General features: G+C 59.3%; 18 protein-coding genes. 14 read left to right on the top strand and 4 right to left on the bottom strand.

The genetic code is table 11. From position 1 onward, the window contains the following. Positions 1-114: 114 nt before the first annotated feature. Both BFP95_RS24620 and BFP95_RS24615 read left to right on the top strand, forming a co-directional pair. The gene (locus BFP95_RS24620) at positions 115-1461 is read left to right on the top strand and encodes an NCS2 family permease (RefSeq protein ID WP_065873371.1); all 1347 of its coding nucleotides are present in this window, start codon (positions 115-117) and stop codon (positions 1459-1461) included. Between the two features lie 11 nt (positions 1462-1472). After that, entirely contained in the window at positions 1473-2108 is a 636-nt protein-coding gene (locus tag BFP95_RS24615; protein ID WP_065891070.1) for a LysE family translocator, read from the top strand. On the opposite strand, the gene BFP95_RS24610 is transcribed toward BFP95_RS24615, so the two are convergent. Together BFP95_RS24610 and uraH are read right to left on the bottom strand one after the other, a co-directional pair. Next, a complete protein-coding gene (locus tag BFP95_RS24610) occupies positions 2095-7359 on the bottom strand; it encodes a dermonecrotic toxin domain-containing protein (RefSeq protein WP_065910845.1) in 5265 nt (1754 codons plus the stop codon). The two genes, BFP95_RS24615 and BFP95_RS24610, sit on opposite strands and share 14 nt — an antisense overlap. A gap of 155 nt (positions 7360-7514) precedes the next feature. Beyond that, complete coding sequence (gene uraH / locus BFP95_RS24605) at positions 7515-7868, bottom strand: hydroxyisourate hydrolase (RefSeq protein WP_065873374.1); 354 nt, start codon at positions 7866-7868, stop codon at positions 7515-7517. A gap of 386 nt (positions 7869-8254) precedes the next feature. On the opposite strand from uraH, the gene puuE reads away from it, so the two are divergent. From puuE to BFP95_RS24570, 7 genes are all read left to right on the top strand, one after another. Beyond that, positions 8255-9181, top strand: coding sequence for an allantoinase PuuE (gene puuE / locus BFP95_RS24600; protein ID WP_065910844.1), 927 nt, complete (start codon positions 8255-8257; stop codon positions 9179-9181). Then, positions 9178-9693: a 2-oxo-4-hydroxy-4-carboxy-5-ureidoimidazoline decarboxylase gene (gene uraD / locus BFP95_RS24595; protein WP_065873376.1), complete on the top strand. Its 516-nt coding sequence runs from the start codon at positions 9178-9180 to the stop codon at positions 9691-9693. The genes puuE and uraD overlap by 4 nt, the downstream gene beginning before the upstream one ends. A 41-nt stretch (positions 9694-9734) precedes the next feature. Then, positions 9735-10730 (top strand): allantoicase, encoded by a 996-nt coding sequence (gene alc, locus BFP95_RS24590; RefSeq protein ID WP_065873377.1) that lies wholly within the window; start codon positions 9735-9737, stop codon positions 10728-10730. Positions 10731-10810: 80 nt separating this feature from the next. Then, positions 10811-11314 carry an ureidoglycolate lyase gene (locus BFP95_RS24585; protein ID WP_065873378.1) on the top strand — a complete coding sequence of 168 codons (504 nt, stop codon included), beginning with the start codon at positions 10811-10813 and terminating at the stop codon, positions 11312-11314. Between the two features lie 51 nt (positions 11315-11365). After that, entirely contained in the window at positions 11366-12649 is a 1284-nt protein-coding gene (locus tag BFP95_RS24580) for a urate hydroxylase PuuD (RefSeq protein ID WP_065880802.1), read from the top strand. A gap of 182 nt (positions 12650-12831) precedes the next feature. Further along, positions 12832-14178, top strand: a complete 1347-nt coding sequence (locus BFP95_RS24575; RefSeq protein WP_065873380.1) for a nucleobase:cation symporter-2 family protein — start codon at positions 12832-12834, stop codon at positions 14176-14178. Positions 14179-14615: 437 nt separating this feature from the next. Further along, positions 14616-15401 carry an outer membrane protein OmpK gene (locus BFP95_RS24570; RefSeq protein ID WP_049712208.1) on the top strand — a complete coding sequence of 262 codons (786 nt, stop codon included), beginning with the start codon at positions 14616-14618 and terminating at the stop codon, positions 15399-15401. 48 nt (positions 15402-15449) lie between these two features. Here the strand turns inward: BFP95_RS24570 and BFP95_RS24565 are convergent, their stop codons facing one another. Beyond that, on the bottom strand, positions 15450-16598 hold the full coding sequence (locus BFP95_RS24565) for a patatin-like phospholipase family protein (RefSeq protein WP_065873381.1): 1149 nt from the start codon (positions 16596-16598) through the stop codon (positions 15450-15452). Between the two features lie 33 nt (positions 16599-16631). Then, complete coding sequence (locus tag BFP95_RS24560) at positions 16632-17564, bottom strand: lipid A biosynthesis lauroyl acyltransferase (protein ID WP_065873382.1); 933 nt, start codon at positions 17562-17564, stop codon at positions 16632-16634. Positions 17565-17682: 118 nt separating this feature from the next. Between BFP95_RS24560 and minC the strand changes: the two genes are divergently transcribed. From minC to BFP95_RS24535, 5 genes are all read left to right on the top strand, one after another. Then, positions 17683-18420 (top strand): septum site-determining protein MinC, encoded by a 738-nt coding sequence (minC, locus tag BFP95_RS24555; RefSeq protein WP_065910843.1) that lies wholly within the window; start codon positions 17683-17685, stop codon positions 18418-18420. Positions 18421-18620: 200 nt separating this feature from the next. Next, positions 18621-19433: a septum site-determining protein MinD gene (minD, locus tag BFP95_RS24550; RefSeq protein ID WP_017737535.1), complete on the top strand. Its 813-nt coding sequence runs from the start codon at positions 18621-18623 to the stop codon at positions 19431-19433. A gap of 3 nt (positions 19434-19436) precedes the next feature. Further along, positions 19437-19691: a cell division topological specificity factor MinE gene (gene minE / locus BFP95_RS24545; RefSeq protein ID WP_003175252.1), complete on the top strand. Its 255-nt coding sequence runs from the start codon at positions 19437-19439 to the stop codon at positions 19689-19691. A gap of 95 nt (positions 19692-19786) precedes the next feature. Next, on the top strand, positions 19787-20422 hold the full coding sequence (locus tag BFP95_RS24540; RefSeq protein WP_065873384.1) for an RluA family pseudouridine synthase: 636 nt from the start codon (positions 19787-19789) through the stop codon (positions 20420-20422). A 196-nt stretch (positions 20423-20618) separates the two neighbouring features. Beyond that, a complete protein-coding gene (locus tag BFP95_RS24535; RefSeq protein WP_065873385.1) occupies positions 20619-21908 on the top strand; it encodes a M18 family aminopeptidase in 1290 nt (429 codons plus the stop codon). Positions 21909-22024 lie beyond the last annotated feature (116 nt).

Genomic DNA, 22024 nt, shown 5'->3' with positions numbered 1-22024 from the left:
CAAAAGCATAATTCGCCTCGTGCGAGTTCCTGACCTATTGGTCAACAAACCCGCCAGTACCTCACAGCGCCTAAGCGCTGGCCATAACAATAAAATGCTTGAGGAGTACTCGCTGTGGACAGCCGCAAATCCGAAGCCTCACCCCTGGACCTCCAACCCACCCGCACCGGCTGGCTGGAACGCCTGTTTAAGCTGCGCTTGCATGGCACCACAGTGAAGACCGAGCTGATCGCCGGCCTCACCACCTTTATCACCATGGCCTACATCATTTTCGTCAACCCGAACATCATGGCCGACGCCGGCATCGATCACGGCGCGGCATTCGTCGCCACCTGCATCGCCGCCGCGCTGGGCTGCCTGCTGATGGGCCTCTACGCGAACTGGCCGGTAGGCCTGGCGCCGGGCATGGGCTTGAACGCGTTTTTCACCTACACCGTGGTCGGCACCATGGGCTACACCTGGGAAACTGCGCTGGGCGCGGTGTTTATTTCCGGCGTTCTGTTCATGGGCCTGACCCTGTCCCGCGTGCGCGAATGGCTGCTCAACAGCATCCCTGTCAGCTTGCGCCATGCGATGGGCGCGGGTGTCGGCCTGTTCCTCGGGGTGATCGGCCTGAAGACTGCGGGGATCATCGTCGACAGTCCGGCGACCTTGATCAAACTCGGTTCGTTGCATGAGCCCGCGCCATTGCTGGCAGCCGTGTGCTTCCTGCTGATCGCGATCCTCAGCTACCACCGCGTGTTCGGCGCGATCCTGATCAGCATCATCGCCGTGACCATCGCGGGTTGGGGCCTGGGCCTGGTGCACTACAACGGCATTCTTGCCACACCTCCGAGCCTGGCACCGACCTGGATGGCGATGGACGTAAAAGGTGTATTCAATGTCAGCATGATCAGCGTGGTATTTGCATTTCTTTTTGTACACATGTTCGACACTGCCGGTACACTGATGGGCGTCGCCCAGCGGGCCGGCCTCGTCAACGCCGATGGCAAGATCGATAACCTGTCCCGTGCGTTGAAAGCCGACAGTGCTTCCAGCGTATTCGGTGCCATGGTGGGTGTACCACCGGTGACCAGCTACGTGGAAAGTGCTGCCGGCGTGGCCGCTGGCGGGCGTACCGGGCTGACCGCCGTGACCGTGGGCATTCTGTTTGTGGCGGCGATGTTTTTTGCACCGCTGGCCGGGATGATTCCAGCGTACGCCACGGCGGGTGCGCTGATTTATGTCGCGATGCTGATGATGGCGAGCATGGCCCATATCAATTGGGATGAAGCCACTGACAGCATCCCGGCGATTGTCACCGCAATCATGATGCCGCTGACCTTCTCGGTCGCCGACGGTATCGCCTTGGGCTTTATCACGTATGTGGCGCTCAAGGCTGGCACTGGCAAGTACCGCGAGATTTCTGTCAGCCTGTGGGTGCTGTGCGCGATCTTTATCGCCAAATTCATATTTCTATAAAGGAGCAACGGATGAACCTGGAAACCTGGCTACTGTTCAGCGGCGCAGCATTGGTGGTGATCCTCATACCGGGGCCACTGTCCCTGCTGATGATCAGCAACAGCCTCAACTATGGGCTGCGCCGCTCGTATCCAGCGTTTCTTGGCGGGGTGTTTGCCTCGATCTGCCTGCTCAGCGCCTCGGCGCTGGGTTTGGGTGCGTTGTTACTGGCTTCCGAGCAACTGTTCAGCGCCTTGAAGATGGTTGGCGCGGTGTACCTGTTTTATCTCGCCTGGCAGAGCTGGCAGCAATCGCGGCAACCGGCCCAGCGTGCCGAGGTGCCGTACGCCGCCCCCGTCCCACGCTTTCGTGCGCTATTTGGCCGGGCGTTCGTACTGGGCGCGAGCAACCCCAAGGACATCCTGTTTTTTGCCGCTTTCCTGCCGCAATTCCTCAACAGCCAACAGCCTTTTCTGCCGCAACTGCTGATCATGATCGTCACCTGGACGGCGCTCGACCTGATGTGCAAGCTGGCCTACGGCCTGGGTGCCCACGGCGCTGCTCGCTACCTGCGCAGTGGCAAGGGCCAGAGTTGGTTTAACCGCATCAGCGCCGGGCTATTCGGTGGCGCTGGCGTGATGGCATTGATAAAGGCTAGGACCGGCTGACTTTGGCGAAATAGACACTCGGTCGGCTCCCCCTCATACCGCGCCACTGGATGCCTGCTACGATCAGAACCAGACGGTTTTCGCTCATGGCGCTGCTGACGTCTACCAGTGGCAGCACACCCGGATTAAAGCGAATGGTTTCATTGAGCCACTGAGCCGTCAGTCGCGTATCCAACTCGATCGTCCCACCGTACGTCCAATGGATTGAAACGTAGTAAACCTTATTGGACAGAGGGTGGGTCACGATCAAATCACGGGTGGTTTTATTGAAATGCTTCACCAGCACTTCATGCACGTCAAAGCCTTGCTGCTGCAACACGTGTGTAATGGCCTGGCGCATGGCAACCCCGCGCTGGACCGGGCGCTTGGGAAGGCGGAATTGAAGCGCAGGATCTAGATCTAAACCTGATATCCGGAAGTCGACTCGGGTAAAGCCTGGCGCTTTGCCTTCTACCCCTATGAATATCGATTTACTTTGTCTGTCAGTAGGCCTCAGCAATCTCAACACATCATCCGTTTGCCCTGGTATCGCGGGGGCCGCTGGCAACCAATCGTTCAACGTCGCACGGAGATTGAGCATATGACTGGCCGTTGCAGGGCGTTCCGGGCCTGATAACTCAATAATTCGTGCCACTGTAAATTCTCGGCTTTTGGTGGTCATGGTGGGGAATGCCGTGCCGACGTACTCCGCCAACGGCCTGTCAAAGAGAGGGGCATGGAGCTGCCACCCGCCCGTTGGCGTGCGCGATACAGGAAGGGGCTGTTCAGCACGTGATGTGCTTGCCCAACGCTCAATATCAACGCGAGCCAATGAAACCAGTGGTTCATCCTGTGTGATAAACACTATGTAACCCAAGGGTGCCTGCCCACCCTGGGGGAGCAATCGGTAATAACCGCTCAAAGGATCGTTCAGGGCCGTATAGGGAGGCGCCAGCCGGAGGACATTGTAGGAAAATCCTCGACTATCTACCGGGACGTGAAATACGCCGGGCGCCGGGGACGTCAATTGTTGATGGTTCAGAACCTGCACACGCCAATCCAACCAGTGGGTGGACGTGGAGGAGGACTGGCGTATCTGGCTTTCCGTCGCCCTGCGCACCACGGGTGGCCACCAATCCGGCGGCGGTGGTACCGGGGGTGTCCACGGGCTAAGCAGGCTCGTACTCGTTCCCGCCACCGGTTGCGGCGCGTCCGCGCCGAGTAACCACTCCCTGGACTGGTGAATATCCAGAATCAGTTCGTCCTGACCCGGCGACTGCTGGTTTTTCAGACGAAACCCTTGCCCGCTGTCCCGTTTGTAAACCGGATAATGGTGTGTGTCATCCGCCACAAATAGCTCTCCATTTTTGACGTAGACACCTTCCCGACCCGGCCCCCTCAACGCCACGGCCCCCTCCGGCACCGATGCAGTCTTGAAACGCTCCAGGGCCGGAAGTTGCCTCACGGATGACGCCGAACGGGGAACACCACTCGGTTCCACCCGCCAGCGGCGTATCCGCCCCAGAGCCGGGGGCAGCGCAGACCGTATCGCGGAAGCTGCCGCAACGCCCGCCCTCTTGGGGCCGGGTACGAAAGTCATTACCAGGTTGACCATAAAAAATTTAATCGTATCGGCCAACACGCGCTTATCACTGGTGTCGCCATAACGCTTGTAATGCCGCGCTGCAACGTACAACTCATAGATGTCACTGAACACTCCGAGTATTGGAATAAAGGCACTTAACACCATCCGTGTTTTGGCTAAGCTATCGTCGCGAAGGCGGCGGATTCGGTATTCCTTCAGCGCTTTATTGGAGTAACTGGCTGCCTGTGTCTGGCGTTGCAACTCGTGCACTTTGCCGTGGTACAGCAACGCCTGGGCATTGCAGTTGGACGTGGCGACAATCGCCAGCCAATCCCGTGGATCACTGGCAATCTGCTCGAGCACCTGTTCTTCAATCTCATCAAGCAACAGCGACGGTTCCAGATGCTTGACGGAGAACAGGCGGGTCAACCGCCAAATCCCTCTCACGAGGGAACTGCCAGGAAGCACATCAAATAGGTTGAAGACCTTTGGTTCGAACGGGGACTGATGCTTTGCCTGAAAGGCCCAGCCGGGTGCGACCTGGCGTGCCAGCGTCTTAACGTTATCGGGCAATGCGCCTAGACGGTTCAATTCAGCCTTGGCCTTTTCAAGGTTGCCGTACTCAGTGAGTACCAAGGCGAGGGGGGCCTGGGGCCAATAGACCACGCAAAGCTCCGAGCGCTTGTCTTGCACGACCACTATCCCTGCGACATAGCGATCATGCTGCATCGTATGGCCCACCAAATGAACCACGTGCAGTTGTAACTCATGCTGGTTTTTCATCAGGTCCTGCGGTATCCGTGCGGCCATTGCAGTGCTGAAAACGCTTTGCGCTGTCGCCGACAGCCCCTGTTGAACCGCTGAAAACAGATGATGCTTACCACCCGCTCGCAACACGCGATTCAATAACTCGGGAATACGTCCTTCGCTGAGCGGGCGGTTGGGGTTAACAGGTGGATAAAACACCTTATTGATCAACGCGTCGTACCGGCCGCCGATATCCAGCGAAGAGATGATTTGCCTCAAATGCCCGGTAGAAAGACTGTCTGGCCACGTCCGTCGCAGAGGGCAAGCACGGTTCAATTTATGGTTCGTCCACGGTGCCAGCGGATCCAGGTTGTGCAGCGCCAGCTCCAACAGACTGAAGGCCCTGCACGAAGAAGACGCGGGTAGTAGCTTTTGCGGGTCTTTCAAGCGGCAAGCGTCTTTATGATCACAATACGTGCCGTGGATATCTCCGGACATCGCCATAAAGGGCTCGTCTATCTCTACCCCCAAGGAGAGCCCCTCGTGGCGCAACCGGGCGGTCAACTTTTGGCGGGCATAGGTGTTCAAGTCCGGCAGACGTTGCTCGAGCCGGGCTAAAAATGCCCAGGTGCTGCTCATGTAAAGCTTCTGCGAGCGTCTGAAGTGTTTTCGCTGCGCACGGGTTGCCCCCGTTAACCATCCCGGCATTTTTTTCGCTTCGAGCGCTACCTTGCGCAGCAGCTCGACATTCGCCTGCGCGCGGCTCAGAGCGCTATTGACGGGAACCTGCAGGTGTTGCTCCAGCTCGGTCAGCAACAGCGCACGACTCAACTCGGCATCCTTTACCTCACTGAAAATACGCGTGATGTCATCGGCGCTGTTGTACAAGCGATAACAAGTCCCAATGAGCTTCTTGAGGGAGGCCAATGCAGGCTTGCCAGGGATAGGCACGTAGCGCACCTCTAAGGTTTTACGCGCCGCATGTGTGCGTAAGTCATTGCGCTTATCGCGCGCGACACAGCCCCACAGCACGGAATCGTCCCGACTGACGAGGCTGGCCTTGACACTTCGGGTGAGGGCGTCCAGCCCGGCAAAAGCCATCACTCCGCCCACTTCGCCAAAGGCATACAGCACCACGGGTAGCTGGCGAAGCGGGACCCTCACCGCTGCGGCGGTCGTCACCACCCTGATGTTATGGAGCGAATAAAAGGCATCCAGCTCGCTGCCAATGGCGATCGACAATACCTGGGTTTGACTGTTCGGACGCCGGGCGGGCAAAGGCTGCTCCACCACTTCAATCATCAAGTCACGATGCGCCGCACTCAGCAACTTAAGCCTGTGTTGCACCTGCACTTCGCAGCGCAAGGCCTCGGCTTGGGCGTGCATAAACGACACAACCCGCCTGGGCGTCCCCTCCCCACCTGGGCGCTCAGACCAAAAATCAACGTGAAGCAATCGTTGCCCGGCACCCAGCGACAAGGCATGCAAGGTTTGGGCGTGAACCTTGAGTTGGTCCACCCAGGCGACGACCTCCTGATATTCCGGTGTCTCGGCGCTTGGATTATCCGGATCCAGCAGCGCGACCAGGCCTTTTTCGTAACGCTTGATCTGCTGCTCTGCCGTGCGCAGCGCCAAGCCGGGCGCGATACTGGCAAAGATAATTTCTGTGCTTCGTCGCTGGTGGTCCCAATCGAGCAATTCGTCACGCAGCGCGCCGAGCCGAGCCCCCCCGACCAGTTGTTTCCTGTTGCCCTCCACGTGCTTGAGAAAGGAACCTGCATCAAGTGGCTGCGGCCGCTCTGTGGCAAATACGTGCGGGTGATAAATCACCGAAACACAGGCCAACTCGTTATTCCATTGCTGCCTCAGCAACTCCTGCGCGCCCAGCGCCAACGCATCCTCTAAAATCTCCAAGCCACGCACAACGCTGGACGCCGGGGACAAGTCCGCAGGACGGCATAACACTGGGCGACGATTTAAAGGCAAGCATTGCCAGAGCTCGTCAAACCGCGACTTGCTCAGCTCCAGCACACCGCACTGAAGCGCGACGAAGGAAGGGTACTCGTAGAGATTGCGGGCCACACCCGGCAGGTAAATGATATGCGGCACACCACTGGGGTCACCCTCGCGATAGATATGCAAGGCACCTGGAATCACCATCGCAGGTGTACCCGGCCAGAGTAACTGGCCCACTCGCACACCGGCCCAATCCCCCCCCGCGACCTGACGCGCCTGCGCGCTCGGGGCATCAATCACGGCCTGAACCATGGCCATTCCGGTACTCGACAGCTCATCCAATTGCCGCGCGATCAAAGCACGGTCGGCGAAGAGTTCCTCGTGCAACGCTACCCAGCGCTCCCGGCGCGTCCGCCAGGAACCGTATGCCAAGGTGTCCCAATAGTGAGCGGCCGTGTGGATTAATCGCTCATAGAGCCGCATCGCGACCACTCGTTGAAGGGCTTCCAACGGCGTCAACGTCAATCCAGAGCCGGGCTTTCCTTTGATGGTCAGGGTGGTTGACGGGGAAACACTGGCAGCCGTCCAGGGCTCAAAAAGCAACGACAATGCCCGACTGGTCAGGCTGTCGACTTTCTCGGGCTCACCGCCCTTCGCAGGCACGGTAAACAGCAGATCATCCGGTTCCTCCTTGAATTCCTTGTACAGCTCGGCGCGAATCACCTTCAAGATTTTGGGCGAGCGCCCCAGCAGATGTGTCAGCGTCTGCGCCGACTCGCGGCAGCGCATGTCGGCCAGCCAGATCTGATTGATCAGACGGCTGGGATGGGTAGAGGTGCGAATCCGTACTTTCAACTGGTTGCGAATGGCCCGTAACTCGGCGTCGACGGTCTCTTCAGCATCGCTGGCGTCGTCAATGTCGTCGGTGTCGGACGCAGGGCTGGAAACGGGAGGAGCGGACTGACTTTCGGTGGCCGAGGTCATGGTGTTTTTTCTCGTGGAGGAAAACACTCAGCCTAAGCAACGCAGGCGGTCAGAAGGCGCTAGATAATTGAGCCCACTGCAGGCAAAAAAAAGCCCGCAGTGTGGGCGGGCGAAAAACCAACGAAGAGCTTTGGGGGTGTGAAGCGAGGTGACGCTCAGCTACCGCGATAGGTGGAGTAGCTGTAAGGCGAAATCAGCAGCGGGACATGGTAATGATCCTGTTCGGCGCTGATGCCGAAGCGCAGCACCACCACATCGAGAAACGCCGGCTCAGGCAATTGCACGCCACGGGCGCGGTAGTAATCACCGGCGCTGAATTGCAGCTGGTAGACACCGCTGCGGTAATCGTCGCCTTGCAGCAATGGCGCGTCGCAGCGGCCGTCGCTGTTGGTCACGGCGGTAGCGACCCGCTCAAGCTGAGTGCCGTCGACGCGATACAGTTCAACCTTGATCGCGCTGCCGGGGCAGCCGTGTGCGGCGTCCAAAACGTGTGTGGTCAAGCGTCCCATGGCGTCTACGCGCCTCCCGTGGTCAGTAGAAGAGTGATCCGCACTTTTTCAGGGCATCGAAAAAGCCGGCGATGACTGATTAAGACACTTTTAAAAAAAATTGTACACAATAAAAATCACAAAGCCTCGGATCAGCACGCCGCTGATGCTCGACAGACTGATCGATGGGTAATCCTTGCTTTTAAACGACCTTTTGTCCATTAGCTGACCAGTCAGGCAAGTTTCTTGCTACACCCTTTACACAGAGCTCTGCGGAAAAAATGCATAAATGCAGGCTTACAAAGTTGCCGACAAGTTGTATACAATCACTCATCGCCGTGACGCCACCCAGTCTTTTCACTGCCCGGCCGCCACATGAATGATCACGAACAAGAAGGAAGACTGCAGTGAGCGCTGACTACCCACGCGACCTGATCGGTTACGGCAGTAACCCTCCTCACCCCCACTGGCCGGGCAAGGCGCGCATCGCGTTGTCTTTCGTACTCAATTACGAAGAAGGCGGCGAGCGTAATATTTTGCACGGTGACAAAGAGTCTGAAGCCTTCCTGTCGGAAATGGTTTCGGCGCAGCCGCTGCAAGGCGCGCGCAACATGAGCATGGAGTCGCTGTACGAATACGGCAGCCGCGCTGGCGTGTGGCGCATCCTCAAGCTGTTTAAAGCATTTGATATTCCACTGACCATCTTCGCCGTGGCCATGGCCGCCCAGCGTCACCCGGACGTGATCCGCGCGATGGTCGAGGCCGGTCACGAAATTTGCAGCCACGGCTACCGCTGGATCGACTACCAGTACATGGACGAGGCCCAGGAGCGCGAGCACATGCTCGAAGCCATCCGCATCCTCACCGAACTCACCGGCGAGCGCCCATTGGGCTGGTACACCGGGCGCACCGGCCCGAATACCCGCCGGCTGGTGATGGAGGAAGGCGGTTTCCTGTATGACTGCGACACCTACGACGACGACCTGCCCTACTGGGAGCCTAACAACCCTACCGGCAAGCCGCACCTGGTGATCCCCTACACCCTGGACACCAACGACATGCGCTTTACCCAGGTGCAGGGTTTCAACAAGGGCGATGACTTTTTCGAATACCTCAAGGACGCCTTCGACGTACTCTACGCCGAAGGGGCCGAGGCGCCGAAGATGCTTTCCATCGGCCTGCACTGCCGCCTGATCGGCCGCCCTGCGCGCCTGGCTTCGTTGAAGCGGTTTATCGAGTACGCCAAAGGTCACGAACAGGTGTGGTTCACCCGCCGCATGGACATTGCCCGTCACTGGCACGAAACCCACCCGTACACGGGAGCAGCGAAATGACTGCGTTCCAAACCCTTAAACCATCGACCCTGAGCCGCGATGAATTCGTCGCCGCCTTCGCCGACATCTACGAACATTCGCCATGGGTGGCCGAGAAGGCCTTCGACCTGGGCCAGGACGCCTCGATCGACGAGATCGAAACCCTGCACCAGCGCATGAGCGACATCCTGTTGAGCGCCGATCATGCCAGTCAACTGGCCCTGATCAACGCTCACCCGGACCTGGCCGGCAAAGCCGCCGTCCAGGGCCAACTGACCCAAGCCAGCACCGATGAACAAGCCGGCGCGGGTATTCACCAATGCACGGCCGAAGAGTTCTCACGCTTCACCGAGCTGAACGACGCCTACAAGGCCACGTTCAAGTTTCCCTTCATCATGGCGGTAAAAGGCAGCAACCGGCATCAGATCCTGGCCGCGTTCGAAACGCGCATCCACCACTCGGCAGACGCCGAGTTCAAGTGCGCACTGGCCGAGATCAACAAGATCGCATTGTTCCGATTACTGACCCTCTAAACGACCATCCCCAGCCACTCTATCTAAGGCAGACAAGAAGAATGAAAGCTTACGCCGTACCTTTCGAGAAGTTCGTCAACCTGGCCGACGCCCGTCTGGGCACCAAGATCCTTTCGGTGACCGATGACTGGTTCGCTGACGCCAACCGCCTGTTCCAGCCGACCCCGGCCGTGTGGAAGGAGGGCGTTTTCGATGACAACGGCAAGTGGATGGACGGCTGGGAGTCGCGCCGCAAGCGCTTCGAAGGCTACGACAGCGCGGTCATCCGCCTGGGCGTACCCGGCTCGATCAAAGGCGTGGACATCGACACTTCATTCTTCACCGGCAACTACCCGCCGTCGGCGTCGCTGGAAGCCTGCTTCCTGGCCTCGGGCGACCCGGATGAGAACACCCAGTGGGTGGAAGTGCTGTCGGCCGTCGAGCTGCAAGGCAACAGCCACCACTACCACGAGATCAACAACGACCAGGCCTACAGCCACCTGCGCTTCAACATCTATCCGGATGGCGGCGTGGCGCGTCTGCGTGTGTACGGCATTCCATTCCGCGACTGGTCGTCGGTCGGCGACAACGAACAAGTCGACCTGGCCTCAGCCCTCAACGGTGGCCGCGCGCTGGCCTGCTCCGATGAACACTTCGGCCGCATGAGCAACATTCTCAACCCAGGCCGTGGCATCAACATGGGCGACGGCTGGGAAACCGCACGTCGTCGTACACCGGGCAATGACTGGGTGATCGTCGCCCTGGGCCACCCGGGCGAGATCGAGAAGATCATCGTCGACACCCTGCACTTCAAGGGCAACTACCCGGACACCTGCTCGATCCAGGGCGCGTTCGTCAAGGGCGGCACCGACAGCCAGATCGAAACTCAATCGTTGTTCTGGCGCGAACTGCTGCCGGCGCAAAAGCTGGAAATGCACGCCGAACACACCTTTGCCGAGCAGATCAAGGCACTGGGGCCGATTACCCACATCCGCCTGAATGTGTTCCCGGATGGGGGTGTAAGTCGCCTGCGCGTCCTCGGCAAGGTCGCGAAATAGACACTGCCTGTAGTGAGCGGGCTTGTCCCGCTCACTACAGAAGCAAAACAAACACATAGAATCTGGATAAGAAGACAGCCATGCGCACACTGATGATCGAACCCCTGACCAAAGAAGCCTTCGCCCCTTTCGGAGACGTTATCGAAACCGATGGCAGCGATCACTTCATGATCAACAACGGGTCGACCATGCGCTTTCATAAGCTGGCGACGGTCGAAACCGCACAGCCTGAGGACAACGCGATCATCAGCATCTTCCGCGCCGACGCGCAGGACATGCCGCTGACCGTGTGCATGCTGGAACGACACCCGCTGGGCAGCCAAGCGTTCATACCGCTGCTCGGCAACCCCTTTCTGATCGTGGTCGCGCCACTTGGCGATGCACCTGTATCAGGTTTGGTCCGCGCCTTCGTCACCAACGGCAGGCAGGGCATTAATTACCATCGCGGCGTCTGGCACCACCCGGTGCTGACGATCGAAAAGCGGGATGACTTCCTGGTGGTTGATCGCAGTGGCACAGGCAATAACTGCGATGAGCATTTTTTTGAAGAGGATGAGCGGTTGATCCTCGCCCCCCACCAATAAGAGAAGGCCGGATCACCCGACAACAAGGGTGACAGGCGAGAGGTAAAGACTGTGGAAGCACATCTGTTGGAATGGCTGAACCTGAGCGTGCGCTGGGTTCATATGATCACGGGCGTCGCGTGGATCGGCGCTTCTTTCTACTTCGTCTGGCTGGAAAACAACCTCAACCGCGTCAACCCCAAGAGCGGCCTGGCCGGTGACTTGTGGGCGATCCACGGTGGCGGTATCTACCACCTGGAAAAATACAAACTGGCCCCACCGACCATGCCGGACAACCTGCATTGGTTCAAATGGGAGGCCTATTTCACCTGGATGTCGGGCGTCGCGCTGCTGTGCGTGGTGTTCTACCTCAACCCGACGCTGTACCTGCTCGCCCCCGGCAGCACGCTCAGCGGCACCGAAGGCGTATTGCTGGGCATTGGCTCACTGTTCGCCGGCTGGTTCATCTACTCCTTCCTCTGCGACTCGGCCCTGGGCAAACGCCCTGCCCTGCTCGGTTTCATCCTGTTTGTGCTGTTGATTGCGGCGGCCTATGGCTTCAGCAAGGTGTTCAGCGGGCGTGGTGCGTACCTGCACGTGGGTGCCGTGATCGGCACGATCATGGTCGGTAACGTGTTCCGCATCATCATGCCGGCGCAACGCGCGCTCGTGGCGGCTATCGCGGAAAACCGCACGCCGGATCCGGCGCTGCCCGCCAAAGGCTTGCTGCGTTCTCGTCACAACAACTACTTCACCTTGCCGGTGCTGTTCATCATGATCAGCAACCATTTCCCGAGCACCTACGGCAGCCAATACAACTGGCTGATCCTGGCGGGTATCGCGGTGGCGGCGGTGTTGGTGCGCCATTACTTCAACACCCGGCATAACAGCCAGAAGTATGCGTGGACCTTGCCGGTGGGCGCGCTGGCGATGATTTGCCTGGCCTATGTGACCGGTCCCAAGCCCGTCGCCGAAGTGGCCAAGGCACCGGCTGCCATTGAGTACCAGCCGCTGCCGGAAACGGCATTGGGGGGTGGTTTGAAGCCCGCCGCGCCGCCAGCGCCCGCAGCTGAACCGGCACCGGCTCAGGCCACGACGGATTTTGGCCAAGTGCACAGCGTGATCGAACAACGCTGCACCGTGTGCCATTCGGCCAAGCCCACCAGCCCGCTGTTCAGCACCGCTCCGGCCGGGGTGATGTTTGACACACCGGCGCAGATCCAGCAGCAGGCCGCGCGTATTCAAGCGCAAGCCGTGGCGAGCCAGATCATGCCGTTGGGCAACATCACCCAGATGACCCAGCAGGAGCGGGATTTGATTGGTACCTGGATCAACCAGGGGGCCCGCACCAATTAATTAACTGATTCACACAGATCCAAATGTGGGAGCGAGCTTGTTCGCGAAGGCGCTGGATCAGTCAGCACATTCAGTGACTGACACACCGTATTCGCGAGCAAGCCCGCTCCCACAGGGGATTTGTGGTGATGTAGAGATTGCGTTCCACACAACACAAAAATAAAAAAGATCCGAGGTGTTGCATGACCGAGTTAGTCGAACCGCAGATTCCTGCCGTGCCCGCGATGGTGCGGCTGCCCCTCTTGCAACTGATTCTGGTAGGCCTGCAACACGTTTTGCTGATGTACGGCGGCGCCGTCGCCGTGCCCCTGATCATTGGCCAGGCCGCCGGCTTGAGCCGTGAAGAAATCGCCTTCCTGATCAACGCCGACCTGCTGGTAGCCGGCATAGCCACCCTCGTGCAGTCGTTCGGCATCGGCCCAGTGGGCATCCGCATGCCGGTGATGATGGGCGCCAGTTTCGCCGCCGTCGGCAGCATGGTCGCCATGGCCGGCATGCCCGGTATCGGCTTGCAGGGTATCTTCGGCGCGACCATCGCCGCCGGGTTCTTCGGTATGTTGATCGCGCCGTTCATGTCCAAGATCGTGCGCTTTTTCCCGCCCTTGGTGACCGGCACCGTGATCACCGCGATTGGCCTCTCGCTGTTTCCGGTCGCCGTGAACTGGGCCGGTGGCGGCAGTGCCGCTGCGACGTTTGGTTCGCCGATCTACCTGGCGATTGCCGCGCTGGTACTCGCCACCATCTTGCTGATCAACCGCTTCATGCGCGGTTTCTGGGTGAACATTTCGGTACTGGTCGGCATGGGCCTGGGTTACGCCTTGTGCGGCCTGCTTGGCATGGTCGACCTCAGCGGCCTGGCCCAGGCACCGTGGGTGCAGGTGGTGACACCGCTGCACTTTGGCATGCCTAAGTTCGAGTTGGCGCCAATCCTCTCGATGTGCCTGGTGGTGGTGATCATCTTTGTCGAGTCCACCGGGATGTTCCTCGCGCTGGGCAAGATCACCGGCCAGGACGTCACGCCAAAGATGCTGCGCCGTGGTTTGTTGTGTGATGCCGGCGCGTCGTTCTTTGCCGGGTTCTTCAACACATTTACCCACTCTTCGTTCGCACAAAACATCGGCCTGGTGCAGATGACCGGCGTGCGTTGCCGCTCGGTGACGATCATGGCGGGGGCCTTTCTGATTGTGCTGAGCCTGCTGCCCAAAGCGGCATACCTGGTGGCGTCGATTCCACCGGCGGTGCTGGGCGGTGCGGCGATTGCCATGTTCGGCATGGTGGCGGCCACCGGGATCAAGATCCTGCAGGAAGCCGATATCGCCGACCGTCGCAACCAACTGCTGGTGGCGGTGAGTATCGGCATGGGCCTGATCCCGGTGGTGCGCCCGGAGTTCTTCGCGCAGCTGCCGCTGTGGATGAGCCCGATCACCCACAGTGGCATCGCCATGGCCACCCTCAGCGCGTTGTCGCTGAATATCCTGTTCAACATCCTCGGCGGGTCAGAACGACCTGCCGTCGCGCCTACGCATTGATTCCTTCGTTCTTACAAAAACAATAACGATACTGGGAACCACGACATGCACGCCATTCACCCGGGGCCGGCCACAAGCCGTGCCCCATTCTCGCCCCACGCGCTCTGTTACAGCGCACTTGAGCCCAGGCATAAGAGCCAGTATTCTCCGCGCCCGCTCGAATCGACTCAAAAAAAAACAGCGAATGTAAAAGCTGACTGCAAGGCCAACTTATCCCGGCCTTATGTCTGCGGCCAATGTGCGCAAAAGTCCCCTGAATTCGACTGCATCCCATGCAGCCGACGGGGATTTTTTGGCTTTTTAAACACCTTGGCGCAGCTCTTGCTAAATGCACTAAAGCTGACCGAACAGACGATTTTTGCAGCTGACCAAAAGGCGCCACACCAGAGCGCCTGCGTAGAAGAAAAACCATAAAATTTTAACTCGGGAGCAACCGAATGAAACCTATGTTCAAAGGCCTGATGCTGGCGGGATCCCTGCTGGCAGGTGGTCAAGCCGTGGCCGGTGACCTGTTGCAGTGGCAGAACAACAGCCTGACTTACTTGTGGGGCAAGAGCTTCACCGTCAACCCGCAGATCCAACAAACCGTCACGTTCGAACATGCCGATGCCTGGAAGTACGGCGACAACTTCTTCTTCCTCGACCGCATCTTTTATAACGGCAAAGAAGATGGCAACGTCGGCCCGAATACTTATTACGGCGAGTTCAGCCCGCGTTTGTCGTTTGGCAAGATTCTCGACAAGGACCTGTCCTTTGGTCCGATCAAGGATGTATTGCTGGCGATGACTTACGAGTTTGGTGAAGGCGATAACGAATCGTACCTGGTCGGTCCTGGCTTCGATTTGAACATTCCGGGTTTCGACTACTTCCAGCTGAACTTCTACCAGCGCCAGACCGAAGGCAATCGCCCGGGTGATGGCGTTTGGCAGATCACGCCGGTCTGGTCGTACACGATTCCGGTGGGCAACTCCGACGTGTTGATCGACGGCTTCATGGACTGGGTCGTGGACAACGACAAGAATGCCCGTGGCACTTACCACGCCAACCTGCACTTCAACCCACAGGTCAAATATGACTTGGGCAAGGCATTGCACTGGGGCGACAAGCAGTTGTATGTCGGTTTTGAATACGACTACTGGAAGAACAAGTACGGGATTGAAGATTCGGGTGCGTTCAAGACGACGCAGGATACGGCGAGCTTCTTGGTCAAGTACCACTTCTAACTCACACCGCAATACAAAATGTGGGAGCGGGCTTGCTCGCTCCCACATTTAGTTTGGGGGCAACCTCAAAAACCGAGTGATTTCCTCACGCTTGGCCAACGCATCCCGCCGCCCCAATTCAATCAACTCGCTGCAATACCCCGCCTCGAACAGCAAGTAACTCAACACCCCTGCCCCGCTGGTCTTGGTCGCCCCCGGCCCGCGTAAAAACAAGCGCAACGCCGCCGGCAATTCCTGGCGATGCCGCGCGGCGATCTCATCAATGGGCTGGCTCGGCGCAATCACCAGTACTTCAACCGGCGCCAGGCCCTGAGCCGCGCTGTCGCCCGGCTGGAAATGGCTGAACTGGTTCAAGCGCTCCAGCAATTCGATATCGCTTTCCAGGCTGTCAATGAACGTGCTGTTGAGCATGTGCCCGCCGATCTGCGCCAGGGTCGGTTCCTGGCCGGTGTAGGTGCGTTGCACGGCCGGTTCATTGCCACGCGGGTTGCCGCTGACCCCCACCACCAGCACGCGATTGGCGCCCAAATGCAGGGCCGGGCTGATGGGCGCCGATTGCCGCACGGCGCCGTCGCCAAAGAACTCCTGGTCGAGTTTGACCGGCGCAAACAGCAAAGGGATCGCCGAACTGGCCAGCAGGTGTTCAACGGTCAACTGAGTGGGCATGCCGATACGGCGATGGCGCAACCAGGCGTCGATGGTGCCGCCGCCTTGATAAAAGGTCACCGCTTGCCCGGACTCATAACCAAAGGCCGTCACTGCTACCGCGTGCAGATGTTTATGCCGGATGGCCTCGTCGATGCCGTCCAGGTTCAAGCGCTCTTGCAACAGGTCGCGTAACGGTGAGCTGTTGAGCAAGGCCACCGGCACACGGGCGCCCAGGCCCAGCAGGCTGTGGATAAAGAAGCGGCTCGCTTGGCGAATCACCCCCGGCCAGTCGCTGCGCAACACCTGGTGGCTACGAAAGCCCTGCCAGAAGGCGGTAAGACGTTGGATCGCGGCCCTGAAGTCCATGGCGCCGCTGGCCAGGCTCACCGCATTGATCGCGCCGGCGGAGGTGCCGACGATCACCGGAAAAGGATTCGGTGCTCCCGGCGGCAACAACTCTGCAATGGCCGCCAGCACCCCCACCTGATAAGCCGCTCGCGCCCCGCCGCCGGAAAGAATCAAGCCTGTAACCGGTTCAGCTGGGCGCATTGCTTCACTCCATGTGGGAAAAAATCGGTCTTATCAGCGGCGTTTTTCGTACAGCTTGGGTTCACCCGGTGGCCGGCTCTTGAAGCGGCGGTGAGTCCACAGGTATTGCTCAGGGCATTCACGCACCGAGGCTTCGACCCACTGATTGATGCGCAGGCAATCGACTTCATCGCTTTCGCCAGGGAAGTCAGTCAGCGGCGGGTGGATCACCAGGCGGTAACCGCTGCCATCGGCGAGGCGCTGTTGAGTGAACGGCACGACCAGCGCCTTGCCCAGCTTGGCGAACTTACTGGTGGCGGGCACGGTGGCCGCCTGGATGCCGAACAGCGGCACAAAGATGCTTTGCTTGGCGCCGTAGTCTTGGTCCGGTGCGTACCAGATGGCGCGGCCAGCGCGCAGCAGCTTAAGCATGCCGCGCACGTCTTCGCGCTCCACGGCCAGGGAATCGAGGTTGTGACGCTCGCGACCACGGCGCTGGATGTAGTCGAACAGCAGGTTGCCGTGCTCGCGGTACATGCCGTCAATGGTGTGCTTCTGGCCAAGCAGTGCCGCACCGATTTCCAGGGTGGTGAAATGCAGGGCCATGAGGATCACGCCCTTGCCATCCAGTTGGGCCTGCTTGAGGTGTTCCAGGCCTTCGACATGGGCCAGGCGCGCCAGGCGCTGGCGCGACCACCACCAACTCATGGCCATCTCAAAGAAGGCGATGCCGGTGGAGGCAAAGTTTTCCTTGAGCAATTGTTTACGCTCTTTAGCGGATTTTTCCGGGAAGCACAGTTCCAGGTTTCGCGCGGCAATACGGCGACGTTCGCCCGCCACGCGGTACATGCCAGCACCCAGCAGGCGACCAATGGTCAGCAGCGCGCGGTATGGCAGTTGGGTAATCAGCCACAGCAGGCCGAGCCCCAGCCATAACAGCCAAAAGCGCGGGTGAAAAAAAACAGCTCGAAAACGCGGGCGATCCATTACAGATTCCGGTAAAGACAAGGGCCGCGCATTCTACAACGGTTCGACTCGGCTTGCGGCGGGTGAGTGTTCTCGTTATAAGTCTCGACACTTTTCGTGACAAGCCGCTTTGCCGACCATGAGCCAAACCGAACCGCTAGACCAAGATCCCGTGTTCCAGCTGAAAGGCAGCATGCTCGCCATCACCGTGCTGGAACTCGCCCGTAACGACCTCGAGGCCCTGGACCGCCAGCTCGCCGCCAAGGTCGCCCTGGCGCCGAATTTTTTCAACAACGCCCCGCTGGTGCTGGCGCTGGACAAACTGCCCGCCGGCCAGGGCAGTATCGATCTGCCTGGCCTGATGCGCGTCTGTCGCTCCCATGGCCTGCGCACGTTGGCGATTCGCGCCAGCCGCATTGAAGACATTGCTGCGGCCATCGCCATTGAACTGCCAGTACTGCCACCGTCCGGCGCGCGCGAGCGACCGCTTGAACCATTGGTCGGTGAAGAGAAGAAAAAACCGGAAAAACCACCGGAGCCGACGATCAAGCCGACAAAGATCATCACCTCGCCCGTACGCGGCGGGCAGCAGATTTACGCCCAGGGGGGAGACCTTGTCGTGATCGCCTCGGTCAGCCCGGGGGCGGAACTTCTTGCCGATGGCAACATCCATGTATACGGCCCGATGCGCGGACGTGCCCTCGCCGGCATCAAGGGCGATGCCAAGGCGCGTATTTTTTGCCAGCAGTTGACCGCTGAGCTAGTGTCCATCGCAGGCCAGTACAAGGTTTCAGAAGATTTGCGCCGTGATCCGCTGTGGGGGGCTTCGGTGCAGATCAACCTGTCGGGCGATGTGTTGAACATCATCCGTCTTTAACGGATACTGCCGCATTTTCCAAGCATCTCTAGACTCTGATAGCACAGCGAAACCGGCAATACTTGCGTAGGAATAATTGGAAGTTGGCGTTTCCCAGCGGAAACCACATCTTTTTCCTACAAAGGCTGTCCGCCTGCGGCGAGTTCCAAGAGATGTTTTTCAGGGACCGAAAAGTCCTTTTTCCTTAGGGGTGAAACACCTTGGCCAAGATTCTCGTGGTTACATCCGGCAAGGGTGGTGTGGGTAAGACCACCACCAGCGCCGCTATCGGTACCGGCCTCGCTTTGCGCGGCCACAAGACAGTTATCGTCGACTTCGACGTCGGTTTGCGTAACCTCGACCTGATCATGGGCTGCGAGCGCCGCGTGGTGTACGACTTCGTCAACGTGGTCAACGGCGAAGCCAACCTGCAACAGGCCCTGATCAAGGACAAGCGCCTTGAGAACCTGTACGTACTGGCCGCCAGCCAAACCCGCGACAAAGACGCGCTGACCAAAGAAGGCGTAGGCAAAGTCCTGGCCGAGCTGAAGGAAACCTTCGAATACGTGGTCTGCGACTCACCGGCCGGTATCGAAACCGGTGCTCACCTGGCGATGTACTTCGCGGATGAGGCCATCGTGGTGACCAACCCGGAAGTCTCCTCGGTACGTGACTCGGACCGCATGCTCGGCCTGCTGGCCAGCAAGTCCCAGCGCGCCGAAAAAGGCGAAGACCCGATCAAGGAGCACTTGCTGCTCACCCGTTACAACCCTGAGCGCGTCAGCAACGGCGAAATGCTCGGTGTTGAAGACGTGAAAGACATCCTCGCAGTGACCCTGCTGGGTGTGATTCCAGAATCCCAGGCAGTCCTGAAGGCTTCCAACCAGGGCGTTCCGGTGATTCTTGACGACCAGAGCGACGCCGGCCAGGCGTACAGCGATGCCGTCGATCGCTTGCTGGGCAAGACCGTGGAACACCGCTTCCTCGATGTGAAGAAGAAGGGATTCTTCGAGCGTATCTTTGGAGGCAACTAAACAATGAAATTTCTCGACTTCTTTCGCGCCAACAAAAAGCCAAGTACCGCGTCGGTAGCGAAAGAGCGTCTACAGATCATCGTGGCGCACGAACGCGGCCAACGCAGCACGCCGGATTATCTGCCAGCCTTGCAGAAGGAACTGGTCGAGGTAATCCGCAAGTACGTTAATATCGGCAACGATGACGTGCATGTCGCCCTGGAAAATGACGGCAGTTGCTCGATTCTGGAACTCAATATCACCCTGCCTGATCGTTAATCGAAAAGGCGGCCGCCACGGCGGCTCGTTCACCCTGATCCCTTTTAAGGGCCGGGTGGGCGAGCCGCCGTTGGCGTTTGTTGCGAGGCTGTTTAATGCCGTTGTCCAATATCCACATCCTCCATCAGGACGACGCTGTCCTGGTGGTGAACAAGCCGACCCTGCTGCTCTCGGTGCCTGGCCGTGCCGATGACAACAAGGACTGCCTGATCACCCGCCTGCAGGAAAACGGCTACCCCGAAGCCCGCATCGTCCATCGACTGGACTGGGAAACCTCGGGGATTATCCTGCTGGCCCGGGACGCCGATACCCACCGCGAACTGTCCCGCCAGTTTCACGACCGCGAAACCGAAAAGGCCTACACCGCACTGGCCTGGGGCCAACCGGAACTGGACAGCGGCAGTATCGACCTGCCCCTGCGCTACGACCCGCCGACCAAGCCACGCCATGTGGTCGACCACGAGTTTGGCAAGCATGCGCTGACCTTCTGGAAAGTGCTGGAACGTTGCGGCGATTGGTGCCGCGTCGAGCTGACGCCGATTACCGGGCGTTCGCACCAGTTGCGTGTGCACATGCTCTCCATCGGCCACCCGCTGCTCGGTGATGGTCTTTATGCCCACGAACAAGCCTTGGCTGCCTGGCCGCGCCTGTGCCTGCACGCGAGCATGCTGAGCTTCACGCATCCGCAGAGCGGCGAGCGCTTGCGCTTCGAGTGCTCCGCCCCGTTCTAACGCTGCAAATGCATTCAATGTGGGAGCTGGCTTGCCTGCGATAGCGGTCTATCTGTGCCAAATGTATTGGCTGACACTCCGCTATCGCAGGCAAGCCAGCTCCCACAGTCGTTTTGTGTGGTGCTCAAGAACGTAGCTTCACGCCAAATCGCGAGCCAATACGGTAAACTCCGCGCACTGCTGTCTGGAGCTATTTATGCGCGAAGCGTTGAATCAAGGCCTGATCGACTTCCTCAAGGCCTCCCCTACTCCTTTTCATGCCACTGCCGCCCTGGCCCAGCGCCTGGAAGCGGCCGGTTTCCAGCGTCTCGACGAGCGCGAGACCTGGACCACCGAAGCCAACGGGCGCTATTACGTGACCCGCAACGATTCCTCGATCATTGCCTTCAAGCTTGGCCGCCATTCGCCGCTGCAGGGCGGTATTCGCCTGGTCGGCGCCCACACCGACAGCCCATGCCTGCGCGTCAAACCTCAGCCGGAGCTGCAACGCCAGGGTTTCTGGCAGTTGGGTGTGGAAGTCTATGGCGGTGCACTGCTGGCGCCGTGGTTCGACCGTGATCTGTCCCTGGCTGGCCGCGTGACCTTCCGCCGTGACGGCAAGGTCGAAAGCCAGTTGATCGATTTCAAGCTGCCCATCGCCATCATCCCCAACCTGGCCATTCACCTGAACCGTGAAGCCAACCAGGGTTGGCCGATCAATGCCCAGACCGAGCTGCCGCCGATCCTCGCGCAATTTGCCGGTGACGAGCGCGTAGACTTCCGTGCCGTGCTCACTGAGCAGCTGGCACGGGAACACGGGCTGAACGCCGACGTAGTGCTGGACTACGAGTTGAGCTTCTACGACACCCAAAGTGCCGCCGTGATTGGCCTGAACGGTGACTTCATCGCCGGCGCGCGCCTCGACAACCTGCTGTCGTGCTACGCCGGCCTGCAAGCCTTGCTCACCAGCGAGACCGATGAAACCTGCGTGCTGGTGTGCAACGACCACGAAGAAGTCGGCTCCTGCTCGGCGTGCGGCGCGGATGGCCCGATGCTGGAACAGACCCTGCGTCGCCTGCTACCAGAGGGTGATGAATTCGTACGCACCATTCAGAAATCTCTGTTGGTGTCTGCGGACAACGCCCACGGCGTGCACCCAAACTACGCCGAGAAGCACGACGCCAATCACGGCCCCAAGCTCAACGCGGGCCCGGTGATCAAGGTCAACAGCAACCAGCGCTACGCCACCAACAGCGAAACCGCAGGGTTCTTCCGTCACTTGTGCATGGCACAGGAAGTGCCAGTGCAGAGCTTTGTGGTGCGCAGCGACATGGGTTGCGGCTCCACCATCGGCCCGATCACCGCCAGCCACCTGGGCGTGCGCACCGTGGACATCGGTTTGCCGACGTTTGCCATGCACTCGATTCGTGAGCTGTGCGGCAGCCATGACCTGGCGCATTTGGTGAAGGTACTGGGTGCGTTTTATGCGAGCCGTGACCTGCCCTGATTCAGGGCCGGATGGGGTTTAAAATGTGGGAGCGGACTTGCTCGCTCCCACATTTGGTTCTGTGCACACCTGATCTGCATCACCTGCACTTTCTGCGATCCGACCTAGACTTGTCA

Source organism: Pseudomonas sp. 58 R 12 (assembly GCF_900005865.1).
In the GTDB taxonomy this organism is placed as follows: domain Bacteria; phylum Pseudomonadota; class Gammaproteobacteria; order Pseudomonadales; family Pseudomonadaceae; genus Aquipseudomonas; species Aquipseudomonas tritici.
This window is presented reverse-complemented; position numbering and strand designations above follow the sequence as displayed.

Coding starts and splice junctions, on each gene's coding strand:
- BFP95_RS24615 (WP_065891070.1), top strand. CDS start 1,473: ATGAACCTGGAAACCTGGCTACTGTTCAGCGGCGCAGCATTGGTGGTG.
- BFP95_RS24610 (WP_065910845.1), bottom strand. CDS start 7,359: ATGACCTCGGCCACCGAAAGTCAGTCCGCTCCTCCCGTTTCCAGCCCT.
- uraH (WP_065873374.1), bottom strand. CDS start 7,868: ATGGGACGCTTGACCACACACGTTTTGGACGCCGCACACGGCTGCCCC.
- uraD (WP_065873376.1), top strand. CDS start 9,178: ATGACTGCGTTCCAAACCCTTAAACCATCGACCCTGAGCCGCGATGAA.
- alc (WP_065873377.1), top strand. CDS start 9,735: ATGAAAGCTTACGCCGTACCTTTCGAGAAGTTCGTCAACCTGGCCGAC.
- BFP95_RS24585 (WP_065873378.1), top strand. CDS start 10,811: ATGCGCACACTGATGATCGAACCCCTGACCAAAGAAGCCTTCGCCCCT.
- BFP95_RS24575 (WP_065873380.1), top strand. CDS start 12,832: ATGACCGAGTTAGTCGAACCGCAGATTCCTGCCGTGCCCGCGATGGTG.
- BFP95_RS24570 (WP_049712208.1), top strand. CDS start 14,616: ATGAAACCTATGTTCAAAGGCCTGATGCTGGCGGGATCCCTGCTGGCA.
- BFP95_RS24565 (WP_065873381.1), bottom strand. CDS start 16,598: ATGCGCCCAGCTGAACCGGTTACAGGCTTGATTCTTTCCGGCGGCGGG.
- BFP95_RS24560 (WP_065873382.1), bottom strand. CDS start 17,564: ATGGATCGCCCGCGTTTTCGAGCTGTTTTTTTTCACCCGCGCTTTTGG.
- minC (WP_065910843.1), top strand. CDS start 17,683: ATGAGCCAAACCGAACCGCTAGACCAAGATCCCGTGTTCCAGCTGAAA.
- minE (WP_003175252.1), top strand. CDS start 19,437: ATGAAATTTCTCGACTTCTTTCGCGCCAACAAAAAGCCAAGTACCGCG.
- BFP95_RS24540 (WP_065873384.1), top strand. CDS start 19,787: ATGCCGTTGTCCAATATCCACATCCTCCATCAGGACGACGCTGTCCTG.
- BFP95_RS24535 (WP_065873385.1), top strand. CDS start 20,619: ATGCGCGAAGCGTTGAATCAAGGCCTGATCGACTTCCTCAAGGCCTCC.